Origin of the sequence: Thermoanaerobacter sp. RKWS2, from assembly GCF_026240795.1 — a bacterium.
Taxonomy (GTDB): domain Bacteria; phylum Bacillota; class Thermoanaerobacteria; order Thermoanaerobacterales; family Thermoanaerobacteraceae; genus Thermoanaerobacter; species Thermoanaerobacter ethanolicus.
Genome location: NZ_CP110888.1, coordinates 1,541,347 through 1,558,357, shown reverse-complemented (window position 1 = coordinate 1,558,357; position 17,011 = coordinate 1,541,347). Strand labels below are relative to the sequence as shown.

The window sequence follows — 17,011 nt, the reverse complement described above, 5'->3', positions numbered from 1 at the left end:
ACAGTAAACACCTGTTTTAAAATATATCATATCTCGCTTTTTAGCAAGCGTTCCCTAACAACCTTTTCAAAAACACTATGATTTATCTTAAAGGCTGTACAAAAAAGTTCACTTCCAACGTATTCAAGAATATCCTTTAAATCTTCATCCGAATATAGTAAATTTAAAGCAAATTCATCAGCCTGATTTTCTAGTTTTCCCAAATTGAAAAGAGTATTGCGCTTCAAAAATATATCACTGCTAAGACCATGTAACACTTTATGACCTATTTCATGTGCAATTACAAATCTAACAAGCTGAGAGTTGTGTATTTTAGAATTAACACCAATTATCCACAGGTTGTTATTAGTTACTGTTGATAAACCAAGAATATTATTATCGAGGTGGTTAGTATAAACTACAACACCACCCATATAATTTACTATCTCACGTGGTTCCCTGGTATGATACATGTTGTAGATTTCTTCTGCGATTGTTTTTATGTTCACACTAGTGCCCCCCTTTTTTTATCTTTTCTGTTTATAAGGAATTGCAACAAGATAGAAAAAGTTTAATCTCTATTTTTGTCACCATATTTTTCTTCTAAAAATTGCAAGAAAGCATAAACACTTTTTAAAGATTCTTCAGATAAAGGCTTGCCTTTAAACATAAGCATTTTTCGACCTGCAAGAAAGTCCTCTATCTCTTCAACAGAAGGTTCAGCTGTAGTTGATTCATTTTGTATGTCTCCCTTTTCTAATTTCTGCTCTTTTTCTTCTTCTGCATTTTCTAATTCTACTTGTTTCATAATGTCTTCAACTGTTATACCTAGAGCTCTTGCTATCTTGGCTAAATTAGACATTTTTATATCATAAATACCTTTTTCAATATAGGATATCGCTGTGTTACTTAATCCTGTTGCAGCACTTAACTCGCGTTGAGACATCTTTTTTTGTTCGCGCAATTTTTTTATTATTTGACCTACATGCTTTTTCTTTTCCATAGCCATCACCTCTAATGTGTTAAACAACTCCATTTCCAATTATAACAATTTTGTTGCATTTATGCAACACATTTGACAAGTAAATTTTGCTTTTTAGCGCAAAAATAGATTTTTAAATCTATTTTTTTATCTATGGTTGTTGCTTTGCTGAGCATGGATGATTAATGTAATATAGAGTTTGCAAATTAACTTAACAGTAGATAAATGTACTTGACAAGTATATTTTTATAATGTAAAATTAAGTATGAAATATCAAGTAAACTTTATGCCTAGGTGAGAGAAATGATTTCAATATTGAACGAATTGAAATATAGATACAATCTAAACGAGCAACAACTGGCTCAAAAAATAGGTATAAGCAGGAGCCAGTTATATAGGATTAAGAAAAAAGGGAAAATTAGCAAAAAATTCATAATAGGCATAAAAAACGCTTTTCCTGAAGTTAGCATAGACAAATTAATAGAAAGTTTAAACCAACAGGAAGAATACCGCAAAATCTCCTAAATAGGTGAAGTATGCCCTGAAAGGGGCAATTTTTTGTTGACTAAAAAATGAACTTTCGTTATTTTTTTAACAATCCTTAAGACCTGCCCTTAAAGACCATTTTAAAAAAGGGGGAAACAGCGCAACTTTCCATCTCTAAAAAGATGGAGTTTGCGCAGCCTGCAGTGAAAACAGCAGAAGAAATCTATAAAATGTACATACTTGAAGGAAAAGAAGTTCCGGAAATTGCAGAAATACTTGGAATAACAGAAAGGGCTGTTTATAAAACACTAAAAAAATTCCCTGAATGTGCTGCTGAAAAAGAGAGAAGAAAAGTACAAAAAAAGAACAATACATAAAGGAACATGAAGAATACAAAAAGAACTGGATGAAAGAAAAAAGAAAAGAAGAAAAAGATTTTAAACTTCAGGTTATTGATTATTTTTTTGCTAATATTTGTGGCTTAGACAGTTTATGCGCATACACAGAAGAAAAAACAGCACTTCACTTCAACATCCCATTACATCAAGTCTATGATATTCTTTCAAAAGATGAACGTTACAAAGAAATAGAAAAAATACGAGAAATGTCAGAAGAAGCACAAATGAATAGACTGCATCAAATAGAAGTTAATTTAACAGTCAAAAGGCGAAAAATCTCCGAAAGAATTATATTTGAAAGCTGTAAAAGCGCATATGAATATGACAAACAAAAAGATTGCTTTGTGTTTACAGAAAAATTCGGGAGAAAACCAGCAGATTTAAAAAAATACTACAAAGCGCATACATATTTTACGCTATTAGATGAATTAAAAAATAAAATCGAAGAAGAAAAACAAACAAGCGAAGTTGAAAAGGAAATAATCAGAGAAAAATAACTTCAAAAAAGAAGGAAGGGAAATAAGAGTGAGAAAAAGAGCTTACATAAAAACTTTTGATGGCATTAAATTATACAGCGGAGAAGCGGTACTGATTAAAGAATATGAACACTTTTATCTTTTTCAACTAAAAGATTATCGCGTGTCAATCTGCAAAAATGACTTAAAAGCGAATTTATCAGAGATCAAATTTTTACAATAAAGCGGTACTTCTCTACAAATATACAACAAAAGGAGGAAAGTAAAAAAATGGATAAAATTGCTTATAGCGTAAAGGAAATAGCTGAAATTCTCCAAATTAATAGATATACCGTATATGAGTGGATTAAAAGAAATAAAATGCCTCATAATAGAACAGCGAAAAACGGGAAAATCTTGGTACCTGCTTCAGCAATCGAAGAATGGCTGCAGGGTAAAGACTTTGCAAATGAACATATGCGCAAAAAGATAAAACAAAAAGTAAAATAAGAATAAATGATAGGAGCCGACCAAAATGTTGGGGCGCACACATCTTGCCATTGGCCTTGCAGCAACAACAGCAATAATAACAAATCCACAAACACTGCCTGCAAGCCTCGTTGTAGCAGGAGTAAGCTCATTAATTCCGGATATAGATGAAGAGCACAGTATAATAAGGCACAGAATAGACATTGTTCCATGCTTACCGTTAGGCTTTCTACTGCTCTTTGCAGCAGATTATTTTTTGTGGCATTACAAATACTTTTCGCTGCTTACAGCAGTTTTATTTGCGATTTACATAAGTTTTGGATACTTTGCCGAACACAGAAGCTTCACTCATTCACTGCTGGGCTTCATAACATTTACACTAATACTTGCATTGTCAGCCAAAATACTGCTTATACCTGCTGTAATTGGTTATGGTCTACACCTTGCAGCAGACTTGATGACAAATACAGGTATTGAGCTGCTGTATCCCGCCCGAAAGCGTTTCGGACTTCATTTAATAAATACAGGCTCGATAATAGACAGAACCATAGAGCTTGCAGCAGGCCTTTTGTTTTTTGTTATGCTTTATCAAAGTCTTGCAGGGATGCACATACTTTTTAAAATATTTCCTCATCATTTCAGAACATTACCTTAGGGTGTTCGCCTAGTGAACACCCTTTTTTATTGAGGGAGGGCGCACTGCACGGGCTGTTCGTTCCCCCTTGGGCCTGTGTATTCGTCCTTCTGCGGACAAGGCATTCCCCCTTTTAAGATTTTCCCCTCCTATTTTTATTTTTGCAGCCGGCTGGCTGCCTTTTTTTATTTTTTAAGGGAATTCTTACTTTTAAATAATGAAAAATCTTTTATGGGGGTCAAAGATATGCAGGAATTAAAACGTGTAATTGTAAAAGAAGAACTTGTAGCCCTTACAGGTGATTTAATTGAAGCAATTATTCTAGATCAATTCTTGCGTTGGTCGGAAAAAGTTGAAGATTTTGACAGATTTATTGTGGAAGAAAAAGAACGTACAAAGTTAAATGAAATAAATCAAAATTCTTCTTTAACAAACGGATGGATTAGCAAAAAAATAAGTGAATTAAAAAATGAAACTATGCTAACTGATTCCGAAAAAACAATTCGTCGAAAAGTACAAAACCTTGTTGAGAAAGGTTTCTTGCAAGAAAGACAGAATCCGATATACAAATGGGATAAAACCCTGCAGTACAGAGTTAATTTAGTTTACATAGCAAAGAAGCTACATGAAATCGGATATACGCTGGATGGATACAAATACGATATATCAGAGCTTGTTTCAGAAGAAGATAACGAAGATGCCTTTTAAAAAATAAAATTAAAAAAAGGAGAGATAAAAGATGAGGGATATAACTCCAGTAGTAGAAAAAATAGGTAAAATTAACTTCCAAGGAAACATAATTCCTGCAACATGGTATAAACATCTCCGTTATCCCAATAATAAAGTTAACTTAAACGCCGTAATTATCTTAAGCGAGATTGTTTACTGGTATAGACCAATTGAGATAAGGGACGAAGCTACTGGCAAAGTAATTGGAATAAGAAAGAAATTTAAAGGCGATATGCTGCAGCGAAGCCTGCAGAGCTTTGCTGACCAGTTTGGATTGACAAAAAGACAAGTTCAAGATGCTTTAAAGTTTTTAAGAGACAAAAAACTAATAAGAACTGAACTCAGGACAATAGAAAATCCAGACGGCACCAAAATAGGCAATGTGCTCTTTTTAGAACCGATACCAGAAGAAATAGAAAAAATAACTTATGATTATGATACAGCATCTGATTACGTACAGACCGAAGACGAAACTCTTGCAACAGAAGATACCTCCTCATACGATATAACGTATGACCTCATACATTATAACGTAATACCTCATACGATAGAACGTATGAGGTCATACGATAAAACGCATGAGGTCCTACGTTCTAACGTAGGAGGTCATACGATAGAACGTATGACAAATACAGAGACTACTACAGAGACTACTACAGAGACTACTACAGAGACTACTACAGAGACTACTACAGAGACTACTACAAATACCTACCCTCTAGTTAATTTAAATAATAAAGCTACTCCTATAGATAGTGTTTATAGTATTAGAGATAGTATAGGGGAGAAAAAAGGGGGTTATAGGGGGAAAAAGGAGGGGAAAAACACCGTGATGGTACCATCTGCAGAATCTTACGATTCCGCAGATGGTACTGTGCGCATAAATGCGCACACAGCTTTTGAAAAAACTAACACAAACAGCACCACCACTAGTAATAATTCCTACGGAGCAAAAACTGCTAATGAAAACAAACAGTTTGAACTATATCACTGCAAGAAAGATGATGTGGACAAACCCAGGATCCGCATCTTCCTAGTTACTGACGAGGAAAACCAAGAAAAAGAGACGTCCAGCCCCGGCGATGTAAATAATTTACTCAAAAGTCAAAATAATACTCAAGCTAATACTTCTTCATCGGAGGAGGAGAGCCGTACTGGAACTGCAGCAAAAGACGCAAAAAAAGAGGGAGGCCGCAAAGCCTCCACAAGACGCAGCACTAAGTCACAGCACAAAGACGAACTAAAAGTCAAAGCACAAAACATATTCCAGTACTGGCTCTCCAAAGGTATTATACCACACGAGAGCCTTACACGGCAAGCCCTTAATGAAGCCGTGAAAGTACTGGAAGTTTACAGTGAAGAGCAGATCAAACAGGCAATTGATAATTATGCGTATGTCCTTAAGCATCCTGAACGGTTCTGGTGGACATATGTGTATTCGTTTAAGAATTTCATAACAAAGGGGCTGGAACAGTTTATGGACAGGCGTACAGTTATGAAAAACTATCTCAAAGAAATGTCCCCTGTAGAAAAAATGCAGAAGTTTGCAGAAACAGGTGACTGGCGCTATTTAGTGCCAGAACGTTATGAAGACACAATGGAATATGCAGCAAGGAAAGCGCTTGCAAACCTAGAAGGTAAAAGCATAGACGAAGTTGATTTTAAATCGCCGTTGTTTGACTACAGCGGCTTATATGACGAGGACGGATTTTTGAAGTTCCCTGAGGATGACGAAGAAGACGATGATTTGTACAGCAGTACAGATAATCCGGACATTCCGGATATTTTCCAGCTCTGGGGCAGAGACGAAGAAGATGATGTTTACTGAAACGGGAGCGAGCCCAAATGCAAAAGGGTGGCGCATTAGAAGAGTTAATAGAAAACCTTGCAGTGCAGCTGAGATTGTCCGGACAGGGAATTCTCTTAAAACAAAACGTTTTGTGGGTCAACTACAATGGCAGAGTTTTCCCTAAAAAAGGTGCTCCGGTTGATTTCCTTGGTGTTGTAAAAGGAGTTCCCATTGCACTGGAATGCAAGGAGACAGCTTCAGATAGAATACAGCTTACAGAATCTCACTTTTCGGAGAAAGAGAAGGCTTTTCTCCAGGATTTTGAAAAAGCAGGAGGAAAAGCTTTTTTGATTTTTGCTTTTTGGAAGCACAACGCAATTTATCTGGTGCAGTACAAAGACTTTGTACAGTTCAACAAAAAAAGCATAACCAGCAGAGATGCCCAAAAAATAGGGCAGAAAGTCAACCTGAATGTCCAAAATTTTGTTTTTCAACTTACAGGAAATCAATAACAAAAGGAGTGTTTTAAAATGACCTCAAATGAAGTTATGAGAATTTTAGCAATAATTGCTTCTTCATATCCTCAGTATACCAGACAAATACAGCGGAATTTAGAAAACATGGCAGTAGTCTGGGGTGCTTTTTTAAGAGATATTCCCTTTGAAACAGCTTTAGCAGTGCTTCAGCATTTAATTCCTAAAAGCCAGTACCCGCCAACCATCTATGATTTTCGAAAGGAACTTCTTGAACTTACAGGAAACAGCGACCCGGATGCCGTAGAGGCCTGGGGAGAAGTAATGAGAGCAGTAAAACTTTACGGAGTATACAGACCCGAAGAGGCTTTAAGCAGTCTCAGTGATATTACCAAGGAAGTTGTAGAAGCAATAGGCTGGAGAGAGATATGTCTTGCAGAAGACATTAATGTTGTGCGTGCACACTTTATTAAGCTTTTTGAAGTGTACAGAGAAAGAAAACTTGAAGAGAAGCTTTTAAACATAAACACCTTAATCAGCACAGTGTCAGGACTAGCAGACGGGAATAATAAGCCTTTAAACCGTTCAAAAGGTGCTAACAGGATAAAAAGTATTCCTGCTCGAATTAAAAGCATTCCAGGGTCAAATTAAGCCTTCTGAGAGGCATTATAAAAAGGGGAGATGCTTTTGAGTAAAAATACTGCAGAACTTGGAGAAGTTCTGGAAAAGAAAGTACAAGAGCTGTCCAGGAATGTAAAAGCAAAAATGCCCAGATGTTTTATCTGCATGGACCAGGGTATTATTTTCTATAAAAAGAAAACCCCGTTTGGTTATTTTGCAGAATATCCCTTACACTGTGTTTGCGAAAAGGGATATGAATGGATGTATGAAGGTAGAGCAATGCAGAAAGAGGTAAATAAAGGGCAGTACAGAATACCTTCCGTAGACGAAGTTTTTGACATTGAAGAGCTGAAAAAGCAGAACTGGGAAAACTGGCTTAAAAAGCATGAAGACAAAACAGAACCCATAGTTCAAGACCAGGACTGGATACAAATAGAAGCTGATCTTGAATCTATTTTTTGACCAGGAAGGAGATGCAGAATGAGCGATGCCATCAAATATGCTTCTTCCCGCCCATCCAGGCAGTGGAAGAAAATTCGTGATGCACAAACCGACGACCAGAAATGGTATTTCTTTAACAGCGTCTTTAGGCTTGCACAGGCAATTGAGAAAAATAACAAAAGTGAAATAGAAACATGGGAATATCTGGTAGAACAAACAATGAAAAAACATCCGGAGTACACAAAATTTTAAATGAAAATATTTAAAACAATTGACTTTTGCAATAATTTTGTTTAAAATATTAGACGAAAGGGGAATGAAAATGCTTCCTAAAGAATGCAGCAAATGCCTGAAAAAAGACGGAAATGTATGCACAGCTTTTAATAATCCATATTTTCAATGGAGAAATGGACGCCGCTGTTATGGATATGTAGACAGCCCTGCAGAAATGCTAAAAATGTATCAGGAAATGTGTCACGGACCCTACGCCTGAAGGCGTAGGGCTTGGGTTGGCGGGTCCGAGGGGAACTCCGTGACTAGGCTAAGGGCGGCGTCTTCGCCGTCCTACGCCGGGTGGGCTACCAAGGACGCCGGGGTGCTCCCCTAGCTCCGGCCTCTCCGGCAGAACCGCTCAATGCCGCGCACGGTCGGTAATCGTGCTACGCCTGCCCGGCATTGCCGAAGGGGAATCTCACCCAGGCTCCGACCTGGAGTTGAACTAATAGTTCCCTGCAGAAGCGGGAAAGAAGGGAGTTATATGCGTGTTCCGGTGATAGGCGCGGCAGGAAAGCCCCTGATGCCGTGCCATCCTGCGAGGCGCGGCTACTCCTGAAATGCGGCAAGGCGTTGCCTAAAAGGAACAAGCTGGGCATTTTCTACCTCCAGCTCACATACGAGGTAGAACCCAGCAACCAAATCCTTGTGCTCGGCCAAGACCCCGGGAGCAGGTTTGAGGGCACTTCCGTCGTGGGGTCAAAACACACCGTCCTCAACATCATGTCGGAAGCAGTGACTCACGTTAAAAAAGCTCTGAAACAGAGGCGTCGGATGCGCCGCGCGAGGCGCTACCGGAAGACCAGGCGCCGCCCTGAGAGGTTCGACAACCGCCGAAAGGGAGACGAGTTCCTTCCGCCTTCCACCAGGCGCGGTGGGAGGCCAAGCTGAGGATAATCAAACAGCTGCTGAAGATACTGCCGATTTCCTGCATTGTTATTGAAGACGTCAAGGCCGAAATGAAGAAGGGGAAGCGTCGTTGGAACGAGAACTTCTCCCCGGTCCAAGCAGGCAAAGAGTACTTCTACCGCCGCCTGAGGGAACTCGGCTTCGAACCGGTCTTGAGGCAGGGACACGAGACAAAGGCCCTGCGGGAGCAGTTCGGACTGAGGAAAAGCCACAACAAGAAGGAGAGGAGCTTCTTCAGCCACTGCGTGGACGCCTGGGTGTTGGCCGCTTCTGTCTCGGGCGCCGAAAGACCCGACCACGCGGGGCTTTACTACCTAGTTCCGCTGAGGTTCCACCGGCGACAGTTGCACCGGCTGGAGCCGGACAGAGGTGGGGTGAGGAGGCCTTACGGCGGCACGCGCAGCCTGGGCTTCAAGCGCGGCACTCTGGTGAGGCACCCGGAGTGGGGTCTGTGCTGCGTCGGCGGCCACCGGGGCGGCCGGCTGAGCCTGCACGACCTCAGTACCGGCAAGAGGCTCACGCAAAACGCGAAGCCGGAAGACTGCCGGGCGCTCACGTGCGTCTCCTGGCGTTCGCAGTACATTTCCGAAAAGGGGTGCTTTAGCGGCCTTTCCTCCCGCCCCCTGAAGGGAGTGGGTCTCCAGGCCGCGCCTTTCTATGAGTACAACTTATCAAAAGGAGAAAAAGCAGAAAACATTAAGAGAGCAATAAACTACTATAGAGAGATGCTGATTGTTTAATATTACCAAAAGGTGGTGACTCCTGTGGAGTACAAAGAAGGCTGCATAGTAGACAGGATAATATTCGAAGCAGATAATTATACTGTTGCACATTTAAAACATAACGGCACCACTTTTACTGCTGTCGGAATTTTCCCACTCAAAAAAGGAGAAATAGTTAATGTAAAAGGAACATGGGAAGTACATCCCAAGTATGGAAAACAATTCGTTATCCAGTCTCTTGAAAACAAAGATGCACACTTAATAAACACAGAAGATTATACTGCAGCAGATATTGAGGCATTTTTAAAAAACTTAAAAGGAATTGGCGAAAAAAGAGCAAAACTGATTACATCAGTATTTGGAACCAGTACGCTCGATGTTCTAACAATTAATCCTTACAAACTTGTTGATATAGGAATACCGGAATCTGCAGTAAAAACAGCCTACTCCCAGTTCATGAAAGAAAGAGATATGACTGAATTAAAACTGCTTCTTCTTCCCGCAGGAGTTACCACTAAAACAGTAAAAAAAATTTATGAAAAGTACGGCAGAAATGCAGTAAAAATTTTAAAAGAAAATCCATATAGAATTGCAGATGATATTTATGGTTTTGGCTTTATAAAAGCAGATAAAATTGCGCAGAAACTTGGCATAGATGCAGAAGCACCTGAAAGGATTCAAGCTGCTTTAAAATATGTTCTAAAAAGCAGTGAAAGAGACGGACATGTATGTCTTCCGAGACAAATTCTTATAAAACAAACAGCAGAACTGCTTGGTCTTAACAGTAACATGCTGAATGAGAACATATCAACTTTAATCAGCAGAGGAGACTTTATTGAGGAAAAAGGCTTTATATATACGCAGGATTCGTATCAAAAAGAGAAATTCATAGCAGAAAAGCTGAAAAGAATGCTTACTGCGGAACCACCAGCAAGAAACCTAAAAAATGTAAAGGAAATTCTTAAAACCGTTTCTGCAGAAGCGAATATTTCATACACAAAGCAGCAGCTCAATGCGGTAAAAGAAGCTCTTTTAAACAAAGTGCTGGTAATAACCGGAGGCCCTGGTGTAGGAAAAACGACAATTATAAAAGCAGTGCTGGAGGTTTTAAAACAAAACGGCTGGAAGGTAGAACTTGCTGCTCCCACAGGCAAAGCAGCAAAAAGGCTTACAGAAGCAACGGGATATGAAGCAAAAACAATACACAGGCTTTTAGACGCAAAGTATAACGAAAAAACAGGAAGAACCTATTTTGCTGTTAATGAGCTGAATCCTCTTGATGCTGATGCAGTTATTGTCGATGAAGTATCTATGGTAGGCAATGATATGATGTATTTTTTGTTAAAAGGACTAAAAAATGAAACAAAACTTATACTTGTGGGAGACGCTGATCAGCTGCCTTCTGTTGAAGCAGGAAATGTTTTGAGAGACATAATTGAATCGGGAGCAATCCCTGTAGCAAAACTTACAGAAATTCACAGACAGAGTTCTGTATCGTCAATAATCTACAACTCTGAAAAAATAAACATGGGTTCAATGCCTATGTTCAATCTAAGAGACTTTATATACGACGAAGCACTAATCCCTGAACACATTGTTGAAATTTACATGGAAGAGCTATCATACAGCAAAACACCACAAAATGTACAGGTTCTTACACCAATTAGGAAGGGAGATTTCGGAGTAAAGAACCTGAATTCCTTAATTCAGCAGGCAGTAAATCCGCCGGCAAAAGAGAAAAAAGAGATAAAGTATGGTGACACAGTATACCGCGTAGGAGATAAAGTCATTCAAACAGAGAATAACTATGAAAAGATGGTATTCAATGGGGAAGATGGAATAATCGAAGACGCATATACGGACAAAGAATATAACAGACATCTTGTTATAAATTTTGACGGAAACATAGTTGACATAGCTGAAGAGGAAATACAAAACATAGAGCTTGCTTATGCACTGACTATTCACAAATCCCAGGGCAGTGAATATGACACAGTAATTTTAGTAGCGACCTCGAAACACTTCATAATGCTCAAGCGAAATCTTCTTTATACAGCAGTTACAAGAGCAAAAGAAAAAGTTATAATTCTGGGTGAAAGAAAAGCTGTATGGATTGCAGTAAAAAACATAGATACTTCTGTCAGATATACTTTACTTAAAGAAAGACTCCAAAATTTTTCAAAAAATTTTTAAAGAAAGTAGGTTGAAAGATGTTATGGATTCACAATCCAAATACTTCTCTTGAGTTGAAAAGAGAATATCCTATAAAACAAAATAATTTCCCTGTTCTTAAACAAATTGTTCACGAGATTTTAAATGCAGAAAAAGTTGCTGTTTTTGGCGACTATGATGTAGACGGTATATCATCTGCAGTGATAATGAAAAAAGCTCTGGACAAAATTGGCATAAAAAATTACGTGCGCCTTCCTGAAAGAAAAGAAGGTTACGGCATTAAGCCTTTTCATATTCATGAACTTAAGGCAAAAGGATTTAATACAGTCATCACGGTAGACAACGGCATAACAGCTTTCGAAGCAGTTGAAGAAGCAAAAAAACTCGGCATGAAAGTAATAATAACAGACCACCATGAACCAAAAAAATAGTCCCACCTGCAGATATAATATTTGATCCCAAGCTTTACAATTCATATCAGGACTATTCCGGTGCAGGGGTAGCTTTTCTGGTAGCCAGAGAACTGTTAAGAGCAAAAAATCTCTCTGTTACTGATGACCTTCTGCAGCTTGCCGGACTTGCAACAGTTGCCGATATTGTCCCTTTGGACGGAAACAACTGGTATATAGCACGCAAAGGCTTAGAATACATAAGAGAAAGACCAATTACCGGAATACAAAAAATTATAGAAACAGCATCTATCAATCAGAAGAGAATTGGAGGCTTTGAATTAAGCTGGATCATAATTCCACGCCTTAATGCACCCGGAAGAATGGACAGCCCCCTTCTTGCTTATAATCTTTTGCTGAATGGAGAAGGGGTGGAAGCAGTTAATCAAATCAACAGAGAACGCCTTGAAATTGTAGACCAATTTATGGAGAAAGTGTCAGATAAAACGGACTTATTTTTGACATACATTTTCCCGGACTGTCCCAAAGGAGTCATAGGCTTGATAGCCGGACGTGCAGCAGAAAAATACGGCAAACCTGCCCTTGTTGGAACCGTTGAAGAAAACAATACTGTTGTCGCTTCATGCAGAGCTCCCGGTAAATTTGATCTGATGGATGCTTTTGATTTTGTGTCAAAATATATAGATATATCATATGGTGGACACAAAAGCGCATGTGGAGTGCATTTTTATCTAAAAGATTATGAAAGACTCCAAAAGGCGCTCAATATGTATACGATAAAGAATCCGGTTGAATTTGAACCGGTAATACTGGACGGCATATTAACACACAAACCTACTGTTCAGGAAATAGAACATTTCGATAATTACGAGCCCTTCGGATATAAAAACCCGGAACCGGCGTTTTTGGTAGAAGGAAAAGTTGTAGAAGTAATGAGAACAGAAAAGTGGCAGTTGATAAAACTGGATAATGAAATTAGCTTCTTTGGAGAAAGGGATTATACAGTCGGACAAGATGTAAAAGTTGTTTTAAGACCTGTTGTAAAAGGTGGATACGTTAATTTTAAGGTTTTAGATGAAGCACCTCAAATACATTATGACATTGTTGATAAGATTATATCATCACAAAAGAACAAGACAACTCTTTCGCTATAAGTAGCAAAATAACAAGACTTAAACCTAATTAAAGAGCAAAAACATTGATGTTTAAAAGGAGGGAAGAACGCATTCCTCTCCATCTTATAGAAGATGGAGTCCCTGCGCTCATTTGCGATGAAAATTCAAAAACGGAATTTATTAATATTTAACGATTCAGTTTATTTTTTCCTTATAGGCATAGTTATTTCACTTATTGTTGTTTATTTTTCTGTGAGGTTTATATCTAACTATATAGTTAACACAATGAAGGATGCGGCATATAAATCTCTAGCAGTAGTAGAAGATTATACAAACCCCGAAATTATTTCAAAACATATTAACAATACTGAAACAAAAACTTTCACTTTGCTGCCTCTTAGTAACGAATACTGGATAGGACAAGGATTTATAGAAGGCACTCTTTATTATATCTTTCGAGTTAAAGAAGAAACATCAGAACAGGGATACGAAATTGCTCCTATTGTAAATTCAAAATTGGTATATGATAATAAAAATACTGTAGAGGTTATAAAACAGAATATTACAATAAAGTACAAATCAAAAGTTGATGGACAAATTAAGACTCAAGACATTGAAGAATATCATTATATTTTCCATGTTTCTAATGAAAAAATAAAGGATTATGGAGTAATAGAAGAAAGAATTATATATAGCAATACCACGGCTTTCTTTCCCATGTTTATTCCATCTTGGTTTCCACTTTTTGTTAGATAAAGAGGTTTATAAAAAACAAAAAAGGAGAGAGCAAAATGTGTTTTTTCAAAAGGCTTATAAAAGATGAAAGAGGAACCGGAGAGGGTCTGGCACTGATGACAACTTTTATGATAATAGTTATTATGGTCGCGCTGACTAGTGCACAGACAGATAAAGAAATGTTTGGGAAAAATAGATATTATACAGAAAAAAGATATATAGTTTCCCTAGAAGATAATCTTGCATTTTCAAATTCACCATTTGTCTTAGGGATAGGTAATATAGACCAAAATCTGTATTATTTTGTTAGAGTAGTTAAATCTGAAAACCCACTTACGACTGTTGTTTATAAACTTAATGCTTCGGAATGGGACCTGATTGAAAAAGACAATCTTGATAAACCTTATTTATATCGAAAAGTAGAAAAACACTATGATCTGTTTGCCGGTGGTGTAGTAGAAAAACCAGTAGAACAGTACATTGTGGTTCCCAAAGGAACAATTAAAAAGACGTTTAACAGTGATTTGAAATAGCAAAAATATCATTCTGGACAGGGGCTATGGGAGTGCTTAAATACCGCCTGCTGGGAATAGGCACTCTCTAGAAAGGCGGACTATAAATAACCCAGCACTCTAAACTGATGCCAGTGCGCATAGTTTAGAGAAAAGAATTGTCAACATGTACATTAAATAGAAAGAAGTCGGGATCGAGTTAATGGAGAAATAGTAGAGAAGGCAATAGAACAGTATATTGTGGTCCCTAAGGGAACAATTAAAAAGACTTTTAATATAGAACCTCAATAAGCAGTACAATTTTTTTGTCTTTTATAAAAATTATGCAGTAGATATGACAAACAGAAATGGCATTGTACATCACAGCAGAAACAATTCTGCTGTATTTTTTTGTATTATTTTTAAAAGATATAGAACCGAAAGGAGAAAACACACATGCAGAAACCGCTCTGGTATGCGATACAAACGCTGCAAAACTATGAAGAAAAAGTAAGAGAAAAAATAGAAATGTTGGTCAAAAATAATAACAATTATCAAGGTGTAATCTTCCAAATAGAAGTTCCGGCTGAAGAAAAAACAATCATAAAAAATGGCAGCAAAAAAGTAAAAACACAGAAGCTGATTCCAGGCTATGTTTTTATAAAAATGGTTATGACCCCGGAAATTCAACAGGCTATTCGAAAAATACACGGAGTAAAAAATTTTGTTGGAACAGATGGAATACCTGTTCCTATTAGCAGCTCCGAAATAAGACGGCTGGGTATTAAAGATATTTTTCCTTTATTCAATGAAAACGAAACTGTAATCGTAACTCAAGGGCCTTTCGAAAAATTCATTGGAATAGTAAAGGGTGTTGACCCGGAAAAACAAAAGGTAAAAGTAGAACTGCAGATATTTGGCAGGAATATAACAATAGATTTTGGAATTGAGCAGATAGAAAAGCTGGAATAGTTAATTACTGCAGAATAAAGAGGGGATAAAAGATGAAATTAAGCTTATATCAAAAAAACATAATGCTTAAAATAATTAAAAACCCCAAAATTAACAGCGAAGTTAAGATATTATTTTTAGTAGAACTTTTATATTATAACGCAATTTCTCAGAAAACTGCAAACAGCTTAGTACAGCAGTATATTCTAGGGATTTCAGAAGAAGCAAGAGAAAATCTAGCTGAACTCTTGAGCATGATTTCATCAGAAAAAAATATAACACTTGGAGAAATAAAAAGTATCCTTGCTCAAAGAGTGTTAACAACAAGAATAGAAAATGTAGAATCTAATGCAGATCTTGTATATATGATGTACAACAAAAAAGGAGCCACCTTTTTATCTGTGCTTATAAGTATGGTTTTGATAGCCATAATCGTATATATTTTAGCTGTTTTCGCTCCTCATGCAGTTCAAAATAATGCCTATATAAGGGACAGAATAAGGGCTCTTTATTTAGCCCAGGAAGCAATGGAACAAATTCAAACACAGCCGTATAATTCAATACTGCCGCAGTCAGCAGCAGAAGTTTCCGGATTTGCAGGGTTCTATAGACAGGTAGATGTTATAAATGTTACAGACACTGGCAAAATAGTAACTGTTACTGTAACTTTTCCGGGTGGTAAAACCTCACTGTCAACTGAAAGATATTTTTCGCCATACGAACAATAAATTGGGAGAGAATTAAAATGTACAGTTTGCACAATAGTAAAAAAGGATTTACACTTCTTGAAGTAATGCTCTCTGCCGCATTAGGAATTATTGTAATAATTGCAGTGTTGGAGTTACTTACATTGTCATCTGTTTCATTTACTAAACAAAGTAATATTTTTTCTACAACTCAAGAAATAAGTGTTTTTATGCTGACTTTCACAAAAGATGTTCATAATGCTGATACGATAAATGTTACTGATAACAGAATAGACATAACTTCAAACAGTGAACAAATTACATATGTTTACACCAACGGAACAATAAGCAGAAATTCCAAAATTTTAATAACAGGAATAAACACATTAAAATTTACACAAACTCCTGCTGGAACAGGAACCTTAATAAGTGTAACAGTAAATAAAAACGGAATAGAAATGAGGACGACGGTTTATGCAAAGTAAAAAAGGAAATATATTGATGTTAACAGTAATAGGACTTTCTATCATGATAATTTTAAGCATGATTTTTATTTCAAACATAATACGCGGACAACTTCATATGTTAAATATCGAAAAAATAACACAAGCTTATTATACAGCACTGACAGGAATAGAGCGGACAAAACCTTACTGGAACAAATATATAACACTCAATCATGCTCCGGGTGATATAGTTGAAATAAAAGAAGCGGAAGGAAGCGCAGAAAATAATAGTTATGTTAAAAGTGTTATCTTAAAGTATCTGGAAGTTGGATCTAACTATGCAGTTGTCTCAATAACCTCTACAGCAACATGTGGAAATAACGAAAAAGTAGTAGTACGCACACTAACTGCAAACTTTTCTGAAGGTACACTGGTCTCAGTTAATTTTTTAAATGAAAAGAACATTGCTAGAAATTATCAGCAAGATAGTTCGAATCAGCAGAAACCAAAAGAGGATAAAAGCAAATGGAAAAACAAAAAACAGAAACCAAAAGCCTTAAATGTTGTAGAAACAAGTAGTATAGCACAATAGTCTTGCGGAGGCACGGCCTTAGAGGTCGTGCCT

At 37.3% G+C, this 17,011-nt stretch carries 25 protein-coding genes; 23 read left to right on the top strand and 2 right to left on the bottom strand.

The genetic code is table 11. The annotated features are described in order from the left end of the window. Window positions 1–26: 26 nt before the first annotated feature. Window positions 27–488 (bottom strand): ImmA/IrrE family metallo-endopeptidase, encoded by a 462-nt coding sequence (locus OEI98_RS08260; protein WP_266037065.1) that lies wholly within the window; start codon window positions 486–488, stop codon window positions 27–29. A 62-nt stretch (window positions 489–550) separates the two neighbouring features. After that, window positions 551–1,015, bottom strand: a complete 465-nt coding sequence (locus tag OEI98_RS08255; RefSeq protein WP_266037063.1) for a helix-turn-helix domain-containing protein — start codon at window positions 1,013–1,015, stop codon at window positions 551–553. Window positions 1,016–1,264: 249 nt separating this feature from the next. On the opposite strand from OEI98_RS08255, the gene OEI98_RS08250 reads away from it, so the two are divergent. The 23 genes from OEI98_RS08250 (at window position 1,265) to OEI98_RS08145 (ending at window position 16,978) form a co-directional block, all read left to right on the top strand. Next, entirely contained in the window at window positions 1,265–1,486 is a 222-nt protein-coding gene (locus tag OEI98_RS08250; protein ID WP_266037061.1) for a helix-turn-helix domain-containing protein, read from the top strand. Window positions 1,487–1,650: 164 nt separating this feature from the next. Further along, window positions 1,651–1,824, top strand: coding sequence for a helix-turn-helix transcriptional regulator (locus OEI98_RS08245; protein ID WP_266037059.1), 174 nt, complete (start codon window positions 1,651–1,653; stop codon window positions 1,822–1,824). A gap of 29 nt (window positions 1,825–1,853) precedes the next feature. Continuing rightward, window positions 1,854–2,342 carry a hypothetical protein gene (locus OEI98_RS08240; protein ID WP_266037057.1) on the top strand — a complete coding sequence of 163 codons (489 nt, stop codon included), beginning with the start codon at window positions 1,854–1,856 and terminating at the stop codon, window positions 2,340–2,342. Between the two features lie 249 nt (window positions 2,343–2,591). Continuing rightward, window positions 2,592–2,810 carry a helix-turn-helix domain-containing protein gene (locus tag OEI98_RS08235; RefSeq protein ID WP_074592061.1) on the top strand — a complete coding sequence of 73 codons (219 nt, stop codon included), beginning with the start codon at window positions 2,592–2,594 and terminating at the stop codon, window positions 2,808–2,810. A 25-nt stretch (window positions 2,811–2,835) separates the two neighbouring features. Beyond that, the gene (locus OEI98_RS08230; RefSeq protein ID WP_266037054.1) at window positions 2,836–3,444 is read left to right on the top strand and encodes a metal-dependent hydrolase; all 609 of its coding nucleotides are present in this window, start codon (window positions 2,836–2,838) and stop codon (window positions 3,442–3,444) included. 210 nt (window positions 3,445–3,654) lie between these two features. Beyond that, window positions 3,655–4,131, top strand: a complete 477-nt coding sequence (locus OEI98_RS08225) for a hypothetical protein (RefSeq protein WP_266037052.1) — start codon at window positions 3,655–3,657, stop codon at window positions 4,129–4,131. Window positions 4,132–4,162: 31 nt separating this feature from the next. Next, window positions 4,163–5,980, top strand: coding sequence for a hypothetical protein (locus tag OEI98_RS08220; RefSeq protein ID WP_266037050.1), 1,818 nt, complete (start codon window positions 4,163–4,165; stop codon window positions 5,978–5,980). Window positions 5,981–5,997: 17 nt separating this feature from the next. Continuing rightward, window positions 5,998–6,453: a Holliday junction resolvase RecU gene (locus tag OEI98_RS08215; protein WP_074592056.1), complete on the top strand. Its 456-nt coding sequence runs from the start codon at window positions 5,998–6,000 to the stop codon at window positions 6,451–6,453. Between the two features lie 18 nt (window positions 6,454–6,471). Next, entirely contained in the window at window positions 6,472–7,065 is a 594-nt protein-coding gene (locus tag OEI98_RS08210) for a replicative helicase loader/inhibitor (protein ID WP_074592054.1), read from the top strand. A gap of 36 nt (window positions 7,066–7,101) precedes the next feature. Continuing rightward, window positions 7,102–7,497, top strand: a complete 396-nt coding sequence (locus OEI98_RS08205; RefSeq protein WP_266037046.1) for a hypothetical protein — start codon at window positions 7,102–7,104, stop codon at window positions 7,495–7,497. Between the two features lie 18 nt (window positions 7,498–7,515). Continuing rightward, window positions 7,516–7,728 (top strand): hypothetical protein, encoded by a 213-nt coding sequence (locus tag OEI98_RS08200; protein WP_266037044.1) that lies wholly within the window; start codon window positions 7,516–7,518, stop codon window positions 7,726–7,728. Between the two features lie 37 nt (window positions 7,729–7,765). Beyond that, window positions 7,766–7,969: a hypothetical protein gene (locus OEI98_RS08195; RefSeq protein ID WP_266037042.1), complete on the top strand. Its 204-nt coding sequence runs from the start codon at window positions 7,766–7,768 to the stop codon at window positions 7,967–7,969. A 308-nt stretch (window positions 7,970–8,277) separates the two neighbouring features. After that, window positions 8,278–8,640: an RRXRR domain-containing protein gene (locus tag OEI98_RS15305; protein ID WP_416237336.1), complete on the top strand. Its 363-nt coding sequence runs from the start codon at window positions 8,278–8,280 to the stop codon at window positions 8,638–8,640. Window positions 8,641–8,708: 68 nt separating this feature from the next. Further along, the gene (locus OEI98_RS08190) at window positions 8,709–9,398 is read left to right on the top strand and encodes a hypothetical protein (RefSeq protein ID WP_266037040.1); all 690 of its coding nucleotides are present in this window, start codon (window positions 8,709–8,711) and stop codon (window positions 9,396–9,398) included. 24 nt (window positions 9,399–9,422) lie between these two features. Further along, window positions 9,423–11,573, top strand: a complete 2,151-nt coding sequence (locus tag OEI98_RS08185; RefSeq protein WP_266037037.1) for an ATP-dependent RecD-like DNA helicase — start codon at window positions 9,423–9,425, stop codon at window positions 11,571–11,573. A gap of 17 nt (window positions 11,574–11,590) precedes the next feature. Further along, a complete protein-coding gene (locus tag OEI98_RS08180; RefSeq protein WP_266037035.1) occupies window positions 11,591–11,983 on the top strand; it encodes a DHH family phosphoesterase in 393 nt (130 codons plus the stop codon). A 173-nt stretch (window positions 11,984–12,156) separates the two neighbouring features. After that, the gene (locus tag OEI98_RS08175) at window positions 12,157–13,116 is read left to right on the top strand and encodes a DHHA1 domain-containing protein (RefSeq protein WP_266037033.1); all 960 of its coding nucleotides are present in this window, start codon (window positions 12,157–12,159) and stop codon (window positions 13,114–13,116) included. Between the two features lie 246 nt (window positions 13,117–13,362). Then, window positions 13,363–13,833, top strand: a complete 471-nt coding sequence (locus tag OEI98_RS08170) for a hypothetical protein (protein WP_266037031.1) — start codon at window positions 13,363–13,365, stop codon at window positions 13,831–13,833. 35 nt (window positions 13,834–13,868) lie between these two features. Beyond that, window positions 13,869–14,345, top strand: coding sequence for a hypothetical protein (locus OEI98_RS08165; protein WP_074592042.1), 477 nt, complete (start codon window positions 13,869–13,871; stop codon window positions 14,343–14,345). A 414-nt stretch (window positions 14,346–14,759) separates the two neighbouring features. Next, window positions 14,760–15,275, top strand: a complete 516-nt coding sequence (gene nusG, locus OEI98_RS08160) for a transcription termination/antitermination protein NusG (RefSeq protein WP_074592038.1) — start codon at window positions 14,760–14,762, stop codon at window positions 15,273–15,275. A gap of 32 nt (window positions 15,276–15,307) precedes the next feature. Further along, window positions 15,308–15,982, top strand: coding sequence for a type IV pilus modification PilV family protein (locus OEI98_RS08155; RefSeq protein ID WP_266037026.1), 675 nt, complete (start codon window positions 15,308–15,310; stop codon window positions 15,980–15,982). A 17-nt stretch (window positions 15,983–15,999) separates the two neighbouring features. Beyond that, window positions 16,000–16,425, top strand: coding sequence for a prepilin-type N-terminal cleavage/methylation domain-containing protein (locus tag OEI98_RS08150; protein ID WP_266037024.1), 426 nt, complete (start codon window positions 16,000–16,002; stop codon window positions 16,423–16,425). Then, a complete protein-coding gene (locus tag OEI98_RS08145; RefSeq protein ID WP_266037022.1) occupies window positions 16,415–16,978 on the top strand; it encodes a hypothetical protein in 564 nt (187 codons plus the stop codon). Before OEI98_RS08150 ends, OEI98_RS08145 begins: the two co-directional genes overlap by 11 nt. The last annotated feature ends 33 nt before the right edge of the window (window positions 16,979–17,011 follow it).